At 71.3% G+C, this 18,484-nt stretch carries 17 protein-coding genes; 12 read left to right on the forward strand and 5 right to left on the reverse strand.

The features are described from left to right. Positions 1 to 192: 192 nt before the first annotated feature. The 6 genes from rpsA (at position 193) to EDF34_RS00825 (ending at position 6,828) form a co-directional block, all read left to right on the forward strand. The gene (rpsA, locus tag EDF34_RS00800) at positions 193 to 1,698 is read left to right on the forward strand and encodes a 30S ribosomal protein S1 (RefSeq protein WP_123369492.1); all 1,506 of its coding nucleotides are present in this window, start codon (positions 193 to 195) and stop codon (positions 1,696 to 1,698) included. Positions 1,699 to 1,808: 110 nt separating this feature from the next. Further along, positions 1,809 to 2,438 (forward strand): dephospho-CoA kinase, encoded by a 630-nt coding sequence (coaE, locus tag EDF34_RS00805; protein WP_123369493.1) that lies wholly within the window; start codon positions 1,809 to 1,811, stop codon positions 2,436 to 2,438. Positions 2,439 to 2,578: 140 nt separating this feature from the next. Beyond that, positions 2,579 to 2,986, forward strand: coding sequence for a hypothetical protein (locus EDF34_RS00810; protein WP_123369494.1), 408 nt, complete (start codon positions 2,579 to 2,581; stop codon positions 2,984 to 2,986). A 51-nt stretch (positions 2,987 to 3,037) separates the two neighbouring features. Beyond that, on the forward strand, positions 3,038 to 5,143 hold the full coding sequence (uvrB, locus tag EDF34_RS00815; RefSeq protein ID WP_123369495.1) for an excinuclease ABC subunit UvrB: 2,106 nt from the start codon (positions 3,038 to 3,040) through the stop codon (positions 5,141 to 5,143). Between the two features lie 23 nt (positions 5,144 to 5,166). Beyond that, positions 5,167 to 5,595 carry a VOC family protein gene (locus EDF34_RS00820; RefSeq protein WP_123369496.1) on the forward strand — a complete coding sequence of 143 codons (429 nt, stop codon included), beginning with the start codon at positions 5,167 to 5,169 and terminating at the stop codon, positions 5,593 to 5,595. Between the two features lie 222 nt (positions 5,596 to 5,817). Beyond that, a complete protein-coding gene (locus tag EDF34_RS00825) occupies positions 5,818 to 6,828 on the forward strand; it encodes a TerC family protein (RefSeq protein WP_123369497.1) in 1,011 nt (336 codons plus the stop codon). Positions 6,829 to 6,831: 3 nt separating this feature from the next. Here the strand turns inward: EDF34_RS00825 and EDF34_RS00830 are convergent, their stop codons facing one another. Further along, positions 6,832 to 7,116, reverse strand: coding sequence for a YciI family protein (locus EDF34_RS00830; RefSeq protein WP_123369498.1), 285 nt, complete (start codon positions 7,114 to 7,116; stop codon positions 6,832 to 6,834). Positions 7,117 to 7,154: 38 nt separating this feature from the next. Between EDF34_RS00830 and EDF34_RS00835 the strand changes: the two genes are divergently transcribed. Genes EDF34_RS00835 through EDF34_RS00850 form a run of 4 tightly spaced genes read left to right on the forward strand, consistent with a single transcriptional unit; the run spans position 7,155 to position 10,409 of the window. Beyond that, positions 7,155 to 7,976, forward strand: a complete 822-nt coding sequence (locus EDF34_RS00835; RefSeq protein ID WP_123370591.1) for an aldo/keto reductase — start codon at positions 7,155 to 7,157, stop codon at positions 7,974 to 7,976. A gap of 1 nt (position 7,977) precedes the next feature. Beyond that, positions 7,978 to 9,135, forward strand: coding sequence for an acyl-CoA dehydrogenase family protein (locus tag EDF34_RS00840; protein WP_123369499.1), 1,158 nt, complete (start codon positions 7,978 to 7,980; stop codon positions 9,133 to 9,135). Then, positions 9,132 to 9,956, forward strand: coding sequence for a serine hydrolase (locus tag EDF34_RS00845; RefSeq protein WP_123369500.1), 825 nt, complete (start codon positions 9,132 to 9,134; stop codon positions 9,954 to 9,956). The genes EDF34_RS00840 and EDF34_RS00845 overlap by 4 nt, the downstream gene beginning before the upstream one ends. A gap of 33 nt (positions 9,957 to 9,989) precedes the next feature. After that, a complete protein-coding gene (locus EDF34_RS00850; protein WP_148076545.1) occupies positions 9,990 to 10,409 on the forward strand; it encodes a hypothetical protein in 420 nt (139 codons plus the stop codon). A 56-nt stretch (positions 10,410 to 10,465) separates the two neighbouring features. On the opposite strand, the gene EDF34_RS00855 is transcribed toward EDF34_RS00850, so the two are convergent. The 3 genes from EDF34_RS00855 to EDF34_RS00865 are packed head-to-tail and all read right to left on the reverse strand — an operon-like array spanning position 10,466 to position 14,260. Beyond that, positions 10,466 to 11,713, reverse strand: coding sequence for a hypothetical protein (locus tag EDF34_RS00855; protein ID WP_123369502.1), 1,248 nt, complete (start codon positions 11,711 to 11,713; stop codon positions 10,466 to 10,468). 25 nt (positions 11,714 to 11,738) lie between these two features. Then, positions 11,739 to 12,446, reverse strand: a complete 708-nt coding sequence (locus tag EDF34_RS00860; RefSeq protein ID WP_123369503.1) for an MBL fold metallo-hydrolase — start codon at positions 12,444 to 12,446, stop codon at positions 11,739 to 11,741. Next, positions 12,443 to 14,260, reverse strand: a complete 1,818-nt coding sequence (locus EDF34_RS00865) for a glycoside hydrolase family 15 protein (protein ID WP_123369504.1) — start codon at positions 14,258 to 14,260, stop codon at positions 12,443 to 12,445. Before EDF34_RS00865 ends, EDF34_RS00860 begins: the two co-directional genes overlap by 4 nt. 109 nt (positions 14,261 to 14,369) lie before the next feature. Between EDF34_RS00865 and uvrA the strand changes: the two genes are divergently transcribed. Further along, complete coding sequence (gene uvrA / locus EDF34_RS00870; protein ID WP_199737580.1) at positions 14,370 to 17,231, forward strand: excinuclease ABC subunit UvrA; 2,862 nt, start codon at positions 14,370 to 14,372, stop codon at positions 17,229 to 17,231. After that, entirely contained in the window at positions 17,228 to 18,004 is a 777-nt protein-coding gene (locus tag EDF34_RS00875) for a GNAT family N-acetyltransferase (protein ID WP_123369506.1), read from the forward strand. Before uvrA ends, EDF34_RS00875 begins: the two co-directional genes overlap by 4 nt. Here EDF34_RS00875 and EDF34_RS00880 read toward each other — a convergent pair. Then, a complete protein-coding gene (locus tag EDF34_RS00880; RefSeq protein WP_123369507.1) occupies positions 17,928 to 18,440 on the reverse strand; it encodes an OsmC family protein in 513 nt (170 codons plus the stop codon). The two genes, EDF34_RS00875 and EDF34_RS00880, sit on opposite strands and share 77 nt — an antisense overlap. Positions 18,441 to 18,484 lie beyond the last annotated feature (44 nt).

Below are 18,484 nucleotides of genomic sequence, written 5' to 3' on the forward strand. Positions count from 1 at the left end.
CGGCGCGCGACGGCTTTGACCCACCCGACGAGGCAGAGATAAGGTAGACGGCGGTGCCGCGCGCCTTGTTCCGGTCGAACCTGCCTGCTCTGCCTCGTGGGTGATCCGGTCCCGATCCCGTCCAGGATCAGCTGACGTCGGCCCGTCAACCTGTCCGAACAACTTCCTGTCCGCAACGGAGCCCATCCCTACATGAGCATCACCACCCCCGCGAAGCCCGCCTCCCCGCAGGTCGCGATCAACGACATCGGCTCGGCCGAGGACTTCCTCGCCGCGATCGACGCCACCATCAAGTACTTCAACGATGGCGACATCGTCGAGGGCACCATCGTCAAGGTCGACCGCGACGAGGTCCTTCTCGACATCGGCTACAAGACCGAGGGCGTCATCCCGTCCCGCGAGCTGTCCATCAAGCACGACGTGGACCCCGGTGACGTTGTCAAGGTCGGCGACGCGGTCGAGGCCCTCGTCCTCCAGAAGGAGGACAAGGAAGGCCGCCTGATCCTGTCCAAGAAGCGTGCGCAGTACGAGCGCGCCTGGGGCACGATCGAGAAGGTCAAGGAGGAGGACGGCGTCGTCACCGGCACCGTCATCGAGGTCGTCAAGGGTGGCCTCATCCTGGACATCGGCCTGCGCGGCTTCCTGCCCGCCTCGCTGGTGGAGATGCGTCGCGTCCGCGACCTCCAGCCGTACGTCGGCAAGGAGATCGAGGCGAAGATCATCGAGCTCGACAAGAACCGCAACAACGTGGTCCTGTCGCGTCGTGCGTGGCTCGAGCAGACGCAGTCGGAGGTCCGCTCGACCTTCCTGCAGACGCTCCAGAAGGGCCAGGTGCGCCCCGGTGTCGTCTCCTCGATCGTCAACTTCGGTGCGTTCGTGGACCTGGGCGGCGTGGACGGCCTCGTGCACGTCTCCGAGCTGTCCTGGAAGCACATCGACCACCCGTCCGAGGTCGTCGAGGTCGGCCAGGAGGTCACCGTCGAGGTTCTCGACGTCGACTTCGACCGCGAGCGTGTCTCCCTGTCGCTGAAGGCGACGCAGGAGGACCCGTGGCAGGCCTTCGCCCGGACGCACGCCATCGGCCAAGTCGTCCCCGGCAAGGTCACGAAGCTCGTCCCGTTCGGTGCGTTCGTGCGCGTCGAGGACGGCATCGAGGGCCTCGTGCACATCTCGGAGCTGGCCGTGCGCCACGTCGAGATCCCGGAGCAGGTCGTCCAGGTCAACGACGACGTGTTCGTCAAGGTCATCGACATCGACCTGGAGCGCCGCCGCATCTCGCTGTCGCTCAAGCAGGCGAACGAGGGCTTCGACCCGGCCAGCGAGGACTTCGACCCCGCGCTGTACGGCATGGCGGCGGAGTACGACGAGGCCGGCAACTACAAGTACCCCGAGGGCTTCGACTCGAGCACCAACGAGTGGCTCGAGGGCTTCGAGTCGCAGCGTGAGACGTGGGAGGGCCAGTACGCGGCCGCCCACGAGCGCTGGGAGGCGCACCGCAAGCAGGTCGCCGAGGCTGCCAAGGCCGACGCCGACGCTGCCGCCGGTGGCGAGAGCACGACGTCCTCGTCGTCCTCGTCCTCGTCGTCCTCGGCTCCTGCCGCTGCGTCGACGTACTCGTCGTCCACCGAGGAGGCCACTGGCACCCTCGCGTCGGACGAGGCGCTCGCCGCTCTGCGCGAGAAGCTCACGGGCAACTGATCCACCTGGCTCCCTGAGCCAGCACGACGGGCCGGTCACCTTCGGGTGGCCGGCCCGTCGGCTTTCGCCGGGGGAGGGCGTACGCGCCTCGGGTCGGGCAGGATGGGCAGATGCAGCGGATCGGGCTGACCGGCGGGATCGCGGCAGGCAAGTCGGTGGCGGCAGCGCGCCTGGCTGAGCTGGGGGCGGTCGTGATCGACTCCGACGTCCTGGCGCGGGAGGCGGTCGCGCCGGGCTCCGCGGGCCTCGAGGCGGTCGCCGAGGAGTTCGGACCGGGGGTGCTCGCACCGGACGGCTCCCTGGACCGCCAGGCGCTCGGTGCGCGGGTCTTCGCGGACGACGACGCCCGCGCGCGGCTCAACGCGATCGTGCACCCGATCGTCCGTCGGCTGTCGGCGGAGCGGGAGGCCGCGGCCGCCACGGCGGACCACGGGGCGGTCGTCGTGCACGACATCCCGCTGCTCGTCGAGACGGGCCAGGCCGACGCGTTCCACGTGCTCGTCGTCGTCCACGCCCCCGCCGTGCTCCGGGTCGAGCGGCTCGTCGCCGGCCGGGGCCTGCCCCGAGACGAGGCCGAGGGGCGCATCGCCGCGCAGGCGAGCGACGCGGACCGCCTCGCCGTCGCCGACGTGGTGCTCGACGGCACCGGGAGCGAGGAGGACCTGTGCGCGCAGGTCGACCTGCTGTGGGCGCGGCTGTCGTCGGAGACCGCGGAGGAGATCGCCGCCGAGACCCCCTGACGACCGCGCTCGTCCATCCGGGGGGCCGTTACCCGGAGGATCCGGACGGGACGTAGTACCCACCGGTAACCGTGGGTTAGTGTGCCGTTCGTCACAGCGGACGTCGTCTCGTCGCTCCGCTCAGGTGGAGGAGCACGAAGATGACGAAGCCGGCACAGACCCGCGCATCACTGTCCGTCGGCACAGCCCTGCCCGTCAGCAGGGTTGCGGATCTCGCGGCGAAGGCGGCGTCGTCCGTCGACGACCCCGCCGGCCGCATCCGGGTCGAGGCGCGCAGCCTCAACGCGGTCTCCCTCTCGGTCCGGGACCACATCGAGGGCAACGAGCTGCTCCGGTTCGACGTCCTGATCGACCGGGCGCTCGGCCGCACGAACTCGCGCACGATGATCACGACGTTCACGGTCAAGGGCGGCGTGTCCGCCCTCATGCCCCCCGCGAAGCGCAAGGTCGTCGCGTTCTCGGCGTACGAGACGTACATGGACTGGTTCGTCTCGGGCATCGTCGGCGAGGACCCTGCGGCCCTCGTCACGCTCGTCAGCGGGGAGTGACCGCAGCCGCTCAGCAGCACTTGTGTCAGTGGTGGCACGTACGGTGAGGACATGCGTCCAGTCACCGATCTGCAGCGGACCGTCGCACCGTTCGAGGTCGTCTCGGAGTACACGCCGTCGGGGGACCAGCCGACGGCCATCGCCGACCTCACCAAGCGGCTCAAGGCGGGCGAGAAGGACATCGTGCTGCTCGGCGCGACCGGCACGGGCAAGTCGGCGACGACCGCCTGGCTGATCGAGCAGGTGCAGCGCCCGACGCTCGTGATGGCGCCCAACAAGACCCTCGCCGCGCAGCTGGCCACGGAGTTCCGTGAGCTGCTGCCGAACAACGCGGTCGAGTACTTCGTGTCGTACTACGACTACTACCAGCCCGAGGCGTACATCGCGCAGACGGACACCTACATCGAGAAGGACTCGTCGATCAACGACGAGGTCGAGCGCCTGCGCCACTCGGCGACCAGCTCGCTGCTCACGCGCCGCGACGTCATCGTGGTCGCCTCGGTGTCCTGCATCTACGGCCTGGGCACGCCGCAGGAGTACGTCGACCGGATGGTCACCTTGAGCGTCGGCCAGCAGCTCGACCGCGACCAGCTGCTGCGCAAGTTCGTCACGATGCAGTACACCCGCAACGACATGGCGTTCACGCGCGGCACGTTCCGGGTGCGCGGCGACACGGTCGAGATCATCCCGATGTACGAGGAGCTCGCGATCCGGATCGAGTTCTTCGGCGACGAGATCGAGGCGATCGCCACTTTGCACCCGCTGACCGGGGACGTCGTGCGGTCCGAGCAGCAGATGCACATCTTCCCGGCCACGCACTACGTCGCGGGTCCCGAGCGGATGGAGCGCGCGATCGGCGGCATCGAGGCCGAGCTGGAGTCCCGGCTCGCCGAGCTCGAGCGGCAGAACAAGCTCCTCGAGGCCCAGCGGCTGCGCATGCGCACCACGTACGACATCGAGATGATGCGCCAGATCGGCTCGTGCTCGGGGATCGAGAACTACTCCCGGCACATCGACGGTCGCTCGGCGGGCACCGCGCCGAACACGCTGATCGACTACTTCCCCGAGGACTTCCTGCTCGTCATCGACGAGTCGCACGTGACCGTGCCGCAGATCGGCGCGATGTTCGAGGGCGACATGTCCCGCAAGCGGGCGCTGGTCGACCACGGGTTCCGGCTGCCCAGCGCCACCGACAACCGTCCGCTGCGGTGGGAGGAGTTCGTCGAGCGCATCGGGCAGACGGTCTACCTCTCGGCGACCCCGGGCGACTACGAGCTGTCGATGGCGGACGGCGTGGTCGAGCAGATCATCCGCCCGACCGGCCTGGTGGACCCCGAGGTCATCATCAAGCCCACCAAGGGGCAGATCGACGACCTGCTGGGCGAGATCCACGAGCGGGTGGAGAAGGACGAGCGCGTGCTCGTCACCACGCTGACCAAGAAGATGGCCGAGGACCTCACCGACTACTTCCTCGAGAAGGGCGTGCGGGTGCGCTACCTGCACTCCGAGGTCGACACGCTGCGCCGCGTCGAGCTCCTGCGCGAGCTGCGCATGGGCGAGTACGACGTGCTGGTCGGGATCAACCTGCTCCGCGAGGGCCTCGACCTGCCCGAGGTGTCGCTCGTCGCGATCCTCGACGCCGACAAGGAGGGCTTCCTCCGGTCGGGCAAGTCGCTGATCCAGACGATCGGCCGCGCGGCGCGCAACGTCTCCGGCCAGGTCCACATGTACGCGGACAGGATCACGGCCGCGATGGCGATGGCCATCGAGGAGACCGACCGCCGGCGCGAGAAGCAGGTGGCCTACAACCTCGAGCACGGCATCGACCCGACGCCGCTGCGCAAGAAGATCGGCGACATCACCGATCTGCTCGCGCGCGAGGACGCCGACACGGCCGAGCTGCTCGGCGGCGCGGGACGCCAGGCGAGCCGCGGCAAGGCTCCGGTCCCGGGCTTCGGCTCCAAGGGGGCGCCGCGCGACGAGCGGACGCGCCTCACCGGTGCGGCGGCCGGCGAGCTCGCCACCCTGATCCAGGAGCTCTCGGACCAGATGCACGCGGCGGCCGGTGAGCTGCAGTTCGAGCTCGCAGCGCGCCTGCGTGACGAGATCTCGGGCATGAAGAAGGAGCTGCGGCAGATGCAGGCCGCGACCGCCTGACCAGCCGCACGGAGGAGCGAGAGATGGCCGTGAAGATCCAGGTGACGTTCGACGCCGCCCACCCGCCGACCCTCGGAGCCTTCTGGGCGCTCGCCCTCGGCTACGTCGAGGATTCGCCGCCGCCGGGCTACGCCACGTGGGACGAGGCTCTCGACGCCATGGGCGTACCCCTCGACCAGCGCGACACCGCGTACGCGGTCGTGGACCCCGACGGCGTCGGCCCGCGCCTGTGGTTCCAGAAGGTCCCGGAGCCCAAGTCCGCGAAGAACCGCGTCCACCTGGACGTGAACGCCGCCGCCGGTCTGCCCCGCGAGGACCGCCCCGCGGCCGTCAGGGCGCGGGCGGCCGAGCTCGAGGCGGCGGGGGCGACCCGGGTCCGCGAGCAGGAGGAGAACGGCGGGTTCTGGATCGTCATGCTCGACCCGGAGGGCAACGAGTTCTGCGTCCAGTGAGGTGCTCGAGCGCGACACGCCCGAGTGCGCGACACGCAGGTCATCGCGACGCCGGGACGTTCGTCCCGTACTGTCGTCCACGTTGAAGGGGAGTACCCCACAAGCGAACGTTCCGTCAGCACGGTCCTCGACGATGAGGGCCCGGAGCGTTCGGCCGGCGACATGTCGCACGGTGGGGGAGACCTTCGGTACCGAAGCACGTCTCGATACCGGAGGTTCACGATGGATGTCTCTACCTTTGTCTGGCTCGCCACGGCGCTCGGCGTCGTCGGCCTGATCTTCTTCGACTTCTTCGCCCACGTGCGGACACCGCACGCGCCGACGTTCCGCGAGTCGGTCAAGTGGTCCATCTTCTACATCGCGCTCGCCCTGATCTTCGGCGTCGTCGTCGGGATGGTGTGGGGCTGGGGGAGCGGCACCGAGTACTTCGCCGGCTACGTCACGGAGAAGTCACTCTCGGTCGACAACCTCTTCGTCTTCCTCATCATCATGACGAAGTTCGCCGTGCCACGTGAGTTCCAGCAGAAGGTGCTGCTCGTCGGCGTCGCCATCGCGCTGGTCCTGCGGACGATCTTCATCCTGGCCGGTGCCGCGGCGATCGAGCAGTTCTCCTGGGTCTTCTACCTGTTCGGCGCGTTCCTGGTCTACACCGCGGTCAAGCTGGCCCGCGAGAGCCACGACGGCGACGAGACGCCCGACGAGAAGGCCGGCGACGGCGCGGCCGTCCGCCTGCTCAAGCGCTTCGTCCCCACCACCGACGAGTACCACGGCGACCGCCTGACCACGAAGATCGACGGCAAGCGTTTCCTCACGCCGATGCTCCTGGTCATGGTCGCCATCGGCTCCACGGACATCCTGTTCGCGCTCGACTCGATCCCGGCGATCTACGGCCTGACGACCGAGCCGTACATCGTGTTCACCGCCAACGCGTTCGCGCTGCTCGGCCTGCGCCAGCTGTACTTCCTCATCGGCGGGCTGCTCGAGCGCCTCGTCTACCTCTCGCAGGGCCTGTCGATCATCCTCGGCTTCATCGGCGTCAAGCTCGTCCTGCACGCCCTGCACGTCAACGAGCTGCCCTTCATCAACGGCGGCGAGCACGTCGAGTGGGCGCCCGAGATCCCGATCTGGCTGTCCCTGACGGTCATCCTGGGCACGCTGGCGGTCGCGACGGTCGCGAGCCTGGTCAAGACCCGTCGCGACGAGCGGGCACTGACGAGCGAGCAGACGAGCTGATCGTCAGGCGGCCCACGGGCCGAGCACGAGCGTCCACTCCCGGACGTCGACCGCACTGATGAGGCCCTCGCGGGCGAACGGATCGGCCGCGAGGGCCTCGTCGAGCGCGGCCCGGTCGGGGAACGCGAAGACGAGGAGCGCGCCGGGCTCGCCGTCGGCCCAGGGCCCCGACCCGAGCAGGTGTCCCTGGTCGGCGAGGCCGCTCAGGTAGTCGCGGTGCTCGGGGCGCACGACGTCGCGGACGTCGGCTCGCTCGTCGTAGGTGTAGCGCACGGCATAGGTGGTCATGCGGGCATCCTGCCCCAGACCGGTGGCACAGTGGCGTGGTGACCACCATCCCGACTCTGCCCCTGCTCGACGGCACGTCGATCCCCGCCCTCGGCCTCGGCGTCTACAAGGTCGACGACAAGACCGCGAGGCCGTCCGTCACGACGGCGCTCGACGCGGGCTACCGCCTGATCGACACGGCCTCCTTCTACCGCAACGAGCGTGGTGTCGGCCGCGCGCTGAAGGACAGCGGCGTCGCCCGCGACGAGGTGTACGTGACCTCCAAGCTGTGGAACGACGCGCACGGCCGGGGCAGGACGCGGCGCGCGCTCAAGGACTCGGTCAAGCGCCTGAACACCGCGCCCGACCTGTACCTGATCCACTGGCCGTGCCCGGCGCGCGGCCTCTACGCGGAGACGTGGCGGGCGCTCCTCGAGCTGCGCGACGAGGGGCGCGTGCGGTCGGTCGGCGTCTCGAACTTCCAGCCTGAGCACCTCAAGACGATCATCGACGAGTCGGGCGAGGCGCCCGTGCTCAACCAGATCGAGCTGCACCCGTACCTCCAGCAGCGCGAGCTGCGGGCCTTCCACGCCGAGCGCGGCATCGTGACGCAGGCGTGGTCGCCCCTGGGGCGCGGCGCGGTGCTCGCCGACGAGACGATCGCCGCGATCGCCGCAGCGCACGGCGTGAGCCCCGCGCAGGTCATCCTGCGCTGGCACCTCGACCTCGGCGTCTCCGTGATCCCCAAGTCGGTCACGCCCGAGCGCATCCGCGCGAACCTGGACGTCTTCGGCTTCGCGCTGACCCCCGACGACCACGAACGCATCGCCGCCCTCGACCGCGGAGCGCGGTCCGGCTCGCACCCCGACGAGGTGAACTGACATGCCGCGCACCCTGCGGACCCTGCTGACCGACGACCTGCTCGAGCGCATCCACGAGCGAGCCGCGGACCACGACCGTGACAACACCTTCCCGCACGAGGACCTGCGCGAGCTGGCGGAGGCGGGGTACCTGCGGGCCTTCGTGCCGACCGGGCTCGGCGGCGCCGGGCTGAGCCTCGAGGAGGTCGCCCGCGAGCAGGCCCGCCTCGCCGCGGCCGCCCCGGCCACCGCGCTGGCGGTCAACATGCACCTGGTCGTCACCGGCCTGTCGGCGCTGCTCGTCGGGCGGGGCGACGACTCGACGGCCTTCATCCTGCGCGACGCCGCCGCGGGTGAGGTGTTCGCGTTCGGCAACTCGGAGGCGGGCAACGACCTCGTGATGTTCGGCTCGCGCACCCGCGCGGAGCGGCAGGCGGACGGCGGCTACCGGTTCTTCGGCACGAAGATCTTCACGTCTCTGTCTCCGGTGTGGACCCGGCTCGCGACGTTCGGGCTCGACGCGGACCACCCCGACGGCCCGCGGCTCGTCCACGCCGTCGTCGGGCGCGACGGGACGAGCACCAGGGACGACTGGGACACCCTCGGAATGCGCGCGACCCAGTCCGCCACGACCGTCCTCGACGGGGCGGTCGCCCAGCCCGAGCACGTCTACCGGGCCCTGCCGCCAGGGCCGAGCGCCGACCCGTTCGTCTTCGCGCTGTTCGCGGTCTTCGAGGTGCTGCTGGCGGCGGTCTACACGGGCATCGGCCGACGAGCGCTCGAGCTCGGGGCGGCAGCGACCCGTCGTCGGACGTCGTTCAAGTTCGACGGGCGCGCCTACTCCCAGGACCCGGACATCCGCTGGAAGGTCGCGGACGCCGCGCTCGCGCAGGACGGCGCCGAGCTGCAGGTCTTCGCGCTCGCGCGCGACGTCGACGAGCAGGCCGAGCACGGTGCGCGCTGGTTCGCGCAGCTCGTCGGCCTCAAGGTCCGCGCCACCGAGTCCGCCCGCGTCGTGGTCGACCTGGCTCTGCGTGTCTCCGGCGGAGGCGCGTACTTCACGGGCAGCGAGCTCACGCGCCTCTACCGGGACGTGCTCGCGGGGATCTACCACCCGTCCGACGACGAGTCCGCGCACGGCACGGTGGCGACCTCGGTCCTGGGCCCGCTCGACGCATGAGCGAGCTCGTCCCCGCCTACAGCATCGCGAAGCTCTTCACGGCCGTCGCGGTCCTGGCCGATCCGGTGATCGGGCTCGACGACGCTATCGGCACGCACGCCCGCGTCCCGGAGGCGCTCGGCCACCTGCGCATCGGCGACCTGCTGCGGCACCGGTCGGGCCTCGGTGACTACTTCGGCTGGGCCGACTACCGCGAGGCCGTCGCCGCCCGCGAGCCCGCGTGGCCCGACGACCTGGTGCTCGAGCGTGCCGCAGCACAGGGCGTCGGCGACCCGGGCACCTTCGGCTACTCGAACATCGGCTACCTGATGCTGCGCCACGCGCTCGAGCAGCGGCACGGGGTGCGCCTGACCGACCTGCTCGTCGACCGCGTGCTCGGCCCGCTCGGCGTGTCCTCGGTCCGCCCGCTCGACCGGACCGACGACTGGGCCCACGTCCGTGCCTCGGTCGTGCCGGACGTCGCCTCCTACGACCCGCGCTGGGTCTACCCCGGCACGTTCGCCGCGGAGCCCGACGAGATCGCGACGGCCGTCGCGGCCCTGCTCGGCGGCGCGCTGGGTGCGGCGATCCCCGACATCCTGCGCCGCTCGTCCCTCCGCCTCGAGGTCCCCGGGCACCCGTTCGCCACGCCGGGGTACGGCTACGGCGTGATGACGGACGGCATGCCGCCGGGCGTGCTCGGCCACGGCGGGGGCGGGCCGGGCTTCACGCTCTTCGTGCTGGCCCGGGCCGACGGGAGCGCCGCGCACATCGAGGTGGTCGCCGACGAGGTCGACGACCGGCCGCTCGTCGCGGCGTGCCTTCGGTCGCTGGGGTGCTGAACGCGTGAGCGGGCCCGCAGTACCGTCGTCGTCATGACTGAGCGGCCGACGAGCCTTGCGCGGACCGCGCACGCGGTAGCGGCAGCGATGCGGACCGTCGGATACACCGACGCGCATGTCGCGGGCGATGCGGTCCTGGCCACGCGGACACTCGTCCTGCTCGAGCCGAGCGGCGCTCAGGTGCAGCGGTCCGACCTCCAGTGGCTCGTCGGGCAGCGCGGCTACGAGACGTTCGTGCAGCTGTTCGTCTTCGCGTCGGGCGGGTTCTCAGCGCTCGCGCTCCAGTACGGCCAGCACATGGATGTCGCACTCTTCACTCTCGACCCGGCCGGACGCGTCGCGGCGCAGTCCCCGGCGGCCCATCGGATCAGCGGAAGACGAGCCCGACCCGAGACGAAGCCGTCCGCGGCGAGGCCGGCTTCGAGGAAGCCCTGGTGGCGGCGGCGCGCCTGACGCTGTCGGCCCGCGCCCGCCCGTGGCCGACGCCGCCAGGAGGTCGCGCGTGCCTGCTAGGCATCTGTCCGGTCTCGGCGCGCGATGATCAGGCGCGCTGCCGCCCGCCGTGCCGCCCACGCGCACCACACCATCGACGCGACGGCGATCGGCGTGACCACGGCAAGGAACCAGACGTCCGAGGTCGACAGCGGGCCCTCGTCGATCATCGCGCCGTTCGTGACTGCCATCGCGACGAGGAAGGCCGCCACGGTGCCTTCGAAGAGGAAGCCGAACGCCCCGCCGCAGAGGCGGAACCACTCACGCCGTACGGAGGCCGGATCGTCGTGCGTCGTCGAGGCGTCGCGCACAGCCGACCACCACGCCCGGCGCGCGCTCGAACGCTCCACGAGCTCCCCGTAGGACCATCGCTCCGAGTCGTCCAGGAGCGAGGCGACCTCCGTCGGGACGCCAAACATCGTGAACAGCAGGGCAAGCCCGTCGGGTGCAGAACGTCGCCGCAGCAGGGCGCGAGCGTGCGCGGGTATGGGTGCCTCCCCGAGCCGACTCGTGAGCGCGGCGTAGCGCTCGCCCGAGTCGTCGTCGGACCGCTCCCACCGCAGGTCCCAGCCCGCGGCCGGGAGGTGCTCGCGGCGGGTGACGACGTGCACGGAGTGCTCAGCACCGCGGCGGCCGACGTACAGGACAGGTGCCTTGCGGTTCGTCATCGCTGCGACCGCATGGCCGAGGTCCCACGCCGGATCGTGGTCCGGCGAGAGGCTCCCAGACTCCGGCGCCAGTGCCCACCAGCCGTGCCCCACGTCCACGAGGCGCGCCGGCCCCGCGATCGCCGCCGCCAAGAGGAGGTCCTCGCGCGGGGCCCGGACGACGACGACCGCCTGCTCGGGCCCGGGCTCTTGGAGCTCGGGAAGGCGCAGTACGTCGGCGAGGTCCCACATCAGCCAGTCGTCGTCGCCCGGTGCCGCCAGCAGATCGACGACCATCGCATGATCCGCGCCTTCGCCGAAGAGTGCGACGAGCAGCCGGGCCATCGCGGGAACGTCACCGGTGGGCTTCCACAGCTCCTCCTCGTCCCAGAACCACACCAGCTCCTGCACGACGTCGGCGGACCGCGCGCGTAGGCACGGGTCGCGTCGCTCGTCGTCCAGGTGCACCCATGTGTCGAAGCCCGCGGAGATCTCGTCCTCGACGAGCGAGTAGACCGTGGTCCAGCCGCGCTCGTCCGTCGGGCCGACGAACGCTCCGTTGCTCGCCGCGCGCGCCGCGGCGAGAAGGTCGTCGTGATCGGAACGCACCAGGAGCATGGGCGGAGGCTACCTACGGCAGAGGTCACCAGCCACGGGTGATCCACTCGCCGAGAGCGGGCCGCTCGGCCCCCAGCGTCGTGTCGCGGCCGTGCCCGGGGTAGACCCACGTCTCGTCGGGGAGCCGGTCGAAGATCCGCTCGGTGACGTCGGAGAGCAGCTGGGCGAACGCGTCGGCGTCGCCCCGGGTCGCGCCGACGCCGCCCGGGAACAGCGAGTCGCCCGTGAAGACGTGCGCCCGACCGGCCACGGCGTCGGGCTCGGAGACCGCCGACGGCTCGCGGTAGACCAGCGCGACCGAGCCGGGCGTGTGGCCGCGCAGGGCGACGACCTCGAGAGTCAGGTGCCCGACGACGATGGTGTCGCCGTCCTGCAGCCGCGTCGTGACCGGGACGTCGGCCGCGTCGCTGATGGCGTCGGCGTCGTCGGCCCCGGCTGCGACCGAGGCACCCGTGACGGCGATGACGGACCGGAGCGCGCGCAGGTGGTCGGCGTGCCGGTGCGTCGTGACGACGGTGTCGAGGCGCGCGGAGCCGGAGCCCTCGCGGACGAGCTCGAGCAGCCGCTCCGGCTCGTCGGCCGCGTCGACCAGGAGCTGCGCCCCCGCGCGACGGCACGTCAGCAGATACGCGTTGTTGTCCATCGTGCCCACGGAGACCTTGCGGATCTCCACCTCGTCGAGGACCCGGACGTCGCTCGGCCCGCCCGCCTGGACCACGCCTTCGTACGTCATGCCTGCTCCTGCCGCGCGACGTCGTGGCTGTGCACCGCGCGCACCAGCGCGAGGTGCGAGAGGGCCTGGGGCATGTTGCCCGCCATGCGCCCGCCCGCGGGGTCGTACTGCTCGGCGAGCAGGCCGACGTCGTTGGTGAGGCCGACGAGGACGTCGAGGACCTTCTCGGCGCCGTCGGGGTCGCCGGTGCGGGCCAGGGCGTCGGCCAGCCAGAACGAGCAGGCCAGGAACGCGTGCTCGTCGCCGCCGACGCCGTCGTCGGTCTGGTCGGTGGGGTAGCGGCGGAGCAGCCCGGGAGCGATCTCGAGGTCGGCGCGGATCGCGTCGATGGTCGAGCGCAGCCTGGGGTCGTCGGGCGGCAGGAAGCCCACCGAGGCCATCGCGAGCAGCGCGGCGTCGACGTGCGTCACGCCGTAGGCCTGCACGAACGTGCCGCGCTCGGCGTCCCACGCGTGCGCGAGCACGTCCGCGTGGATGGCGTCGCGCTCGCGCCGCCACTTGTCGACCGGGCCCTCGAGCCCGTGCGTCTCGACGGCGCGCACCGCGCGGTCCAGGGCTGCCCATGCCATGACCTTCGAGTGCGTGAAGTGCTGCGGGTCGCCCCGGACCTCCCAGATGCCGCGGTCGGGTTCGCGCCAGTGGCCGATCAGGTCGGTGACGAGGTGGCGTTGCAGCGACCAGGAGTCGGCCGAGTCCGCCAGGCCGCAGTCGCGCGCCGCGGCGAGGGCGCACATGACCTCGCCGAGGACGTCGTTCTGCACCTGGCCCACCGCGGCGTTCCCGATCCGGACGGGCCGGGAGCCGGCGTAGCCGGGCAGGTGGGGCAGCTCGCGCTCCGGCAGGTCCCGGCCACCGTCGACGCGGTACATGATCTGCAGGTCGGAGGGGTCGCCCGCGACGGCGCGCAACAGCCAGTCGCGCCACTCGGTGGCCTCGTCGCGGTAGCCGTGCTCCAGGAGTGCCTCGAGCGTCATCGCCGCGTCGCGCAGCCAGCAGTACCGGTAGTCCCAGTTCCGCCCGCCTCCGAACTCCTCGGGCAGCGAGGTCGTGGGGGCCGCGACGATCCCGCCGGTCTCGTTGTCGGTGAGCAGGCGAAGGACGAGCAGCGACCGGACGACGGCCTCGCGGTAGGACCCCTCGTAGTCGCTCGCCCGCGCCCACAGCCCCCACGCGATGCGGGTGGCGTCCAGCCGGTCGGGCACGGTGAGCTGCTCCGGGACCGGCGCCCAGGACGGGATCCAGGTGAGGGCAAGCTCCACGGACTCCCCGGCCCGGAGCGTGAACTCGTCCTCGTGGTGGTGGTCGCTGGGGTGCGGCAGCCTGTCGCCGCGCAGCAGCAGGGCGTCGGGTCCGGCGATGGCGCGCAGCGCCTCGGTGCCGTCGTCGTCCGTGACGTGCGTGACCCACGGCTCGATGTCGCCGTAGCCGAGCCGGACCGTCCACTCGTGGCAGACGGTCACCTCGCCCTCGGTGCACTCGATGCGGCGCACGAGGTCGGCCCGGCCGTCGCCGAGCGGCATCGCCTCGCGCACGTGCGCGGTGCCCGTGGGGGAGCGGTACGTGGTCTCGAGGACGAAGGAGTCGCCGCTGTACTCGCGCGTGACCTCCGTCGCGTCGGGCACGGTCAGCAGCCACCGCCCGTGCTCGGGCGTGCCGAGCAGCGCGGCGAAGCAGGACGCCGAGTCGAAGCCGGGCAGGCAGAGCCAGTCGACCGACCCGCGCAACGAGACGAGGGCCGCTGTGCGGCCGTCGCCGAGCACGGCGTAGTCGGCGATGGGGACGGGCTCGGCCTGGGGCGTCGTCGGCGCAGTCATGGTGGTTCAGCATCGCCCGCCGAGGACCGCGGGGCACGCCGACGCGCGTGACGTTCGCCCACGTCGAACAGCTGTGCGAATGTCAGTGGCGGAACGTACACTCGCTGGCGTGAATGACCGTCTGGTGGTGCAGGGCGCCCGTGAGCACAATCTCCGCAACGTCGACCTCGATCTCCCGCGCGACAAGCTCATCGTGTTCACGGGGCTGTCGGGGTCGGGCAAGTCGTCGCTCGCGTTCGACACGATCTTCGCGGAGGGGCAGCGCAGGTACGTCGAGTCGCTGTCGGCGTACGCGCGCCAGTTCCTCGGGCAGATGGACAAGCCCGACGTCGACTTCATCGAGGGCCTGTCTCCCGCGGTGTCGATCGACCAGAAGTCGACCAACCGCAACCCGCGGTCGACCGTCGGCACGATCACGGAGGTGTACGACTACCTCCGGCTGCTCTACGCGCGCGCCGGCACGCAGTACTGCCCGGTGTGCGGCGAGCGGGTCACGGCGCAGACCCCCCAGCAGATCGTCGACAAGCTGCTGGAGCTCCCCGAGGGCACCAAGTACCAGGTGCTCGCGCCGGTCGTGCGCGGCCGCAAGGGCGAGTACGCGGACCTGTTCACCGAGCTCCAGGCCAAGGGCTTCTCGCGTGCGCGGGTGGACACCGAGGTCGTCCAGCTCACCTCGCCCCCGACGCTCGAGAAGAAGCTGAAGCACGACATCGAGGTGGTCGTCGACCGCCTCGTCGCCCGCGACGGCGTGCAGCGCCGGCTCACCGACTCGGTCGAGACCGCCCTGAACCTCGCCGGCGGCCTGCTGGTCGTCGAGCTCGTGGACGCGGACGTCGACGACCCGGAGCGTGAGCGCCGGTTCTCCGAGCACCGGGCCTGCCCCAACGACCACGTGCTCACGCTCGACGAGATCGAGCCGCGCACGTTCTCCTTCAACGCCCCGTACGGCGCCTGCCCGGAGTGCTCCGGCATCGGCTCGCGCCTCGAGGTGGACCCCGAGCTCGTCATCCCCGACGACGAGCTCTCGCTCGACGCCGGCGCGGTCGCGCCCTGGGCGCAGATCTCCAGCGAGTACTTCCAGCGCGTGCTGGCCGCCCTCGCCAAGGAGATGGGCTTCTCGACGAGCGTGCCGTGGCGGGCTCTGCCGCAGCGCGCCAAGGACGCCGTCCTGTTCGGCCAGAACCACGAGGTCAAGGTCCGCTACAAGAACCGGTGGGGCCGCGAGCGGCAGTACTCGACCGGGTTCGAGGGCGTCATGACCTTCCTCGAGCGGCGGCACAACGAGACCGACTCGGAGTGGAGCAAGGAGAAGTACGAGGCCTTCATGCGGGAGGTCCCGTGCCCCGTGTGCGAGGGTGCGCGCCTCAAGCCCGAGGTCCTGGCGGTCCGCATCGGCGGACGCTCGATCGCTGACGTGTGCGCGCTGCCGATCCGCGAGGCGCGCGACTTCCTCGACACCCTCGAGCTCGGCGAGCGCGAGAAGGCGATCGCCACCCAGGTGCTCAAGGAGATCCAGGCCCGTCTCGGCTTCCTGCTCGACGTGGGCCTCGACTACCTCTCGCTCACCCGACCGGCGGGGACGCTCTCGGGCGGCGAGGCGCAGCGCATCCGGCTAGCGACCCAGATCGGCTCCGGCCTGGTCGGCGTGCTGTACGTCCTCGACGAGCCGTCGATCGGCCTGCACCAGCGCGACAACCGCCGCCTCATCGACACGCTCACGCGCCTGCGCGACCTGGGCAACACGCTCATCGTCGTCGAGCACGACGAGGACACGATCCGTACGGCCGACTGGATCGTCGACGTCGGCCCGGGCGCCGGTGAGCACGGTGGCCGCGTCGTGCACTCGGGCGACCTGGCCGGGCTGCTGTCCTCCGCGGAGTCGGTGACGGGGGCCTACCTCTCGGGCCGCCGCTCGATCCCGATGCCGGCCGAGCGTCGGCCGGTCGACAAGAAGCGTCAGCTCACGGTCGTGGGCGCGCGCGAGCACAACCTGCAGGGCATCGACGTGTCGTTCCCGCTCGGGACACTCACCGCGGTGACCGGGGTGTCCGGCTCGGGCAAGTCGACGCTGGTCAACTCGATCCTCTACACGGTGCTGGCCAACGAGCTCAACGGCGCTCGCCAGGTCGCCGGCAGGCACAAGCGGATCACCGGCCTGGACCACCTCGACAAGGTCGTGCACGTGGACCAGGGCCCGATCGGCCGCACGCCGCGCTCGAACCCGGCCACGTACACGGGCGTCTGGGACCACGTGCGCCGCCTGTTCGCCGAGACGACCGAGGCGAAGGTCCGTGGCTACACCCCGGGGCGGTTCTCGTTCAACGTCAAGGGCGGCCGCTGCGAGGCGTGCTCGGGCGACGGCACGATCAAGATCGAGATGAACTTCCTGCCCGACGTGTACGTCCCGTGCGAGGTGTGCCACGGCGCGCGCTACAACCGCGAGACGCTCGAGGTGCACTTCAAGAACAAGACGGTCGCCGACGTGCTGGACATGCCGATCGAGGAGGCCGCGGAGTTCTTCGCCGCGGTGCCCGCGATCAGCCGTCACCTCAAGACGCTCACGGACGTCGGGCTCGGCTACGTGCGGCTCGGTCAACCGGCGCCGACGCTGTCCGGCGGCGAGGCGCAGCGCGTCAAGCTCGCGAGCGAGCTGCAGAAGCGCTCGACCGGTCGCACGATCTACGTGCTCGACGAGCCGACGACGGGCCTGCACTTCGAGGACATCCGCAAGCTCCTGGGTGTCCTGCAGTCGCTCGTCGACAAGGGCAACTCGGTCATCGTCATCGAGCACAACCTCGACGTGATCAAGAACGCCGACTGGGTCATCGACATGGGCCCCGAGGGCGGGTCCGGCGGAGGCAAGGTCATCGCCGAGGGGACGCCCGAGCACATCGCCTCGGTCAAGGCGAGCCACACCGGACGATTCCTGGCCGAGGTGCTCGAGCCCGAGGGCGAGCGCGTGTCGGCGTGAGCATCGTCGAGCGACTCGATCCCGAGAGCCTCGAGCCGGAGCCCGTCGATCCCGAGATCCGCGTGCTCCGCGAGGACGACCCCGAGACCGAGGTCCTGCGGGCCGCGGGGTGGAGTGTCGTCGCCGAGTCGTGGGGCGCGCGACTGCACGTGCCGCCCGACGGCGTCGAGCAGGACGCCGTGCTGGAGGCCTGCCTGCGCGCGGTCGACGAGGCGGCGCGCGCCGGTTGGCGGATCGAGCAGCTCGGACCGCAGGACGCGGTTCGCATCGCTGACCTCGACGCGGACTGCGCCGACGACTACCCGTGGACCCCGGCCACGGGTCACGACGTGCCCGACCCCGAGGACCTCGGGCGCCGCCTGCGCCAGGACTGGTCCGCGTTCGGCGCGTTCCGGCGGGACGGGGACCCGGACGTCGCCGACGGCCCGGACGACGCCGACTGGTACGACTCCGACCCGGACGCACCGCTGAGCGCCGTCACGGTCGTCAGCGAGCACCCGGACCGCGTGGAGACCGAGTTCACCGCCACGCACCCCGACGCGCGCCGCCGGGGACTCGCCACCGCCGTCAAGGCGGAGTCGATCCTGAGCCTGGTGGCGGAGGGTCATCGGGTGTTCGGCACCGGCGGCGCCGCGGTCAACGAGGGTTCGCTGCGCGCCAACCTGCGCCTGGGCTACGTGCTCGAGCCACGCTGGCTCAGCTGGCGAGCCCCTGCGCCACCCGCACCGGCGACGGCTCGTGGCGGACCGGGAAGTTCACCGACCGCGCGATGAAGCAGTGCTCGTGCGCCTTGTGGTGCAGGTGCGCGAGGTCCACGTCGGTCAGCGGCTCACCGTCGGGCCCGAGTGCTCCGTGGGCCACCGTCACCCGGGGGCGCAGCACGACGTCCGTGAACTGCCCGTGGCCCGCGGCCTCGACGCGCATCGTGCCCTTCGCGCTGTCCTCGTAGCCCAGCACCGTGACGCCGGCGGTGGCGGCGACGTGCAGGAACCAGAGCATGTGGCACTGCGCGAGGGCCGCGACCAGCAGCTCCTCGGGGCTGAAGCGGTCGGGGTCGCCCCGGAAGGTCGGGTCCGAGGAGCCGAGGAGCGGGGGCTTGGAGCCGATCCGCACCTCGTGGTCGCGGCTGTACGACGTGTAGGTGGCGGTGCCGCGCGAGCCGGCGCCGGTCCAGGAGATGTCGGCGGAGTACGTGTGCAGGGGGCCCATCGCCCCACGCTAGCCGTCGGGCGGTGTCGGTGGCGCGAACTAGG

This window comes from Cellulomonas sp. PhB150 (genome assembly GCF_003755175.1).
Classification (GTDB): domain Bacteria; phylum Actinomycetota; class Actinomycetes; order Actinomycetales; family Cellulomonadaceae; genus Cellulomonas.

What these genes read in the sequence shown, in the direction of transcription:
- EDF34_RS00840 (WP_123369499.1), top strand. Translation starts at nt 7,978, where the DNA reads ATGCCGCGCACCCTGCGGACCCTGCTGACCGACGACCTGCTCGAGCGC.
- EDF34_RS00810 (WP_123369494.1), top strand. Translation starts at nt 2,579, where the DNA reads ATGACGAAGCCGGCACAGACCCGCGCATCACTGTCCGTCGGCACAGCC.
- EDF34_RS00860 (WP_123369503.1), bottom strand. Translation starts at nt 12,446, where the DNA reads ATGACGTACGAAGGCGTGGTCCAGGCGGGCGGGCCGAGCGACGTCCGG.
- rpsA (WP_123369492.1), top strand. Translation starts at nt 193, where the DNA reads ATGAGCATCACCACCCCCGCGAAGCCCGCCTCCCCGCAGGTCGCGATC.
- EDF34_RS00820 (WP_123369496.1), top strand. Translation starts at nt 5,167, where the DNA reads ATGGCCGTGAAGATCCAGGTGACGTTCGACGCCGCCCACCCGCCGACC.
- EDF34_RS00825 (WP_123369497.1), top strand. Translation starts at nt 5,818, where the DNA reads ATGGATGTCTCTACCTTTGTCTGGCTCGCCACGGCGCTCGGCGTCGTC.
- EDF34_RS00850 (WP_148076545.1), top strand. Translation starts at nt 9,990, where the DNA reads ATGACTGAGCGGCCGACGAGCCTTGCGCGGACCGCGCACGCGGTAGCG.
- EDF34_RS00830 (WP_123369498.1), bottom strand. Translation starts at nt 7,116, where the DNA reads ATGACCACCTATGCCGTGCGCTACACCTACGACGAGCGAGCCGACGTC.
- EDF34_RS00845 (WP_123369500.1), top strand. Translation starts at nt 9,132, where the DNA reads ATGAGCGAGCTCGTCCCCGCCTACAGCATCGCGAAGCTCTTCACGGCC.
- EDF34_RS00855 (WP_123369502.1), bottom strand. Translation starts at nt 11,713, where the DNA reads ATGCTCCTGGTGCGTTCCGATCACGACGACCTTCTCGCCGCGGCGCGC.
- uvrB (WP_123369495.1), top strand. Translation starts at nt 3,038, where the DNA reads ATGCGTCCAGTCACCGATCTGCAGCGGACCGTCGCACCGTTCGAGGTC.
- coaE (WP_123369493.1), top strand. Translation starts at nt 1,809, where the DNA reads ATGCAGCGGATCGGGCTGACCGGCGGGATCGCGGCAGGCAAGTCGGTG.
- EDF34_RS00880 (WP_123369507.1), bottom strand. Translation starts at nt 18,440, where the DNA reads ATGGGCCCCCTGCACACGTACTCCGCCGACATCTCCTGGACCGGCGCC.
- EDF34_RS00865 (WP_123369504.1), bottom strand. Translation starts at nt 14,260, where the DNA reads ATGACTGCGCCGACGACGCCCCAGGCCGAGCCCGTCCCCATCGCCGAC.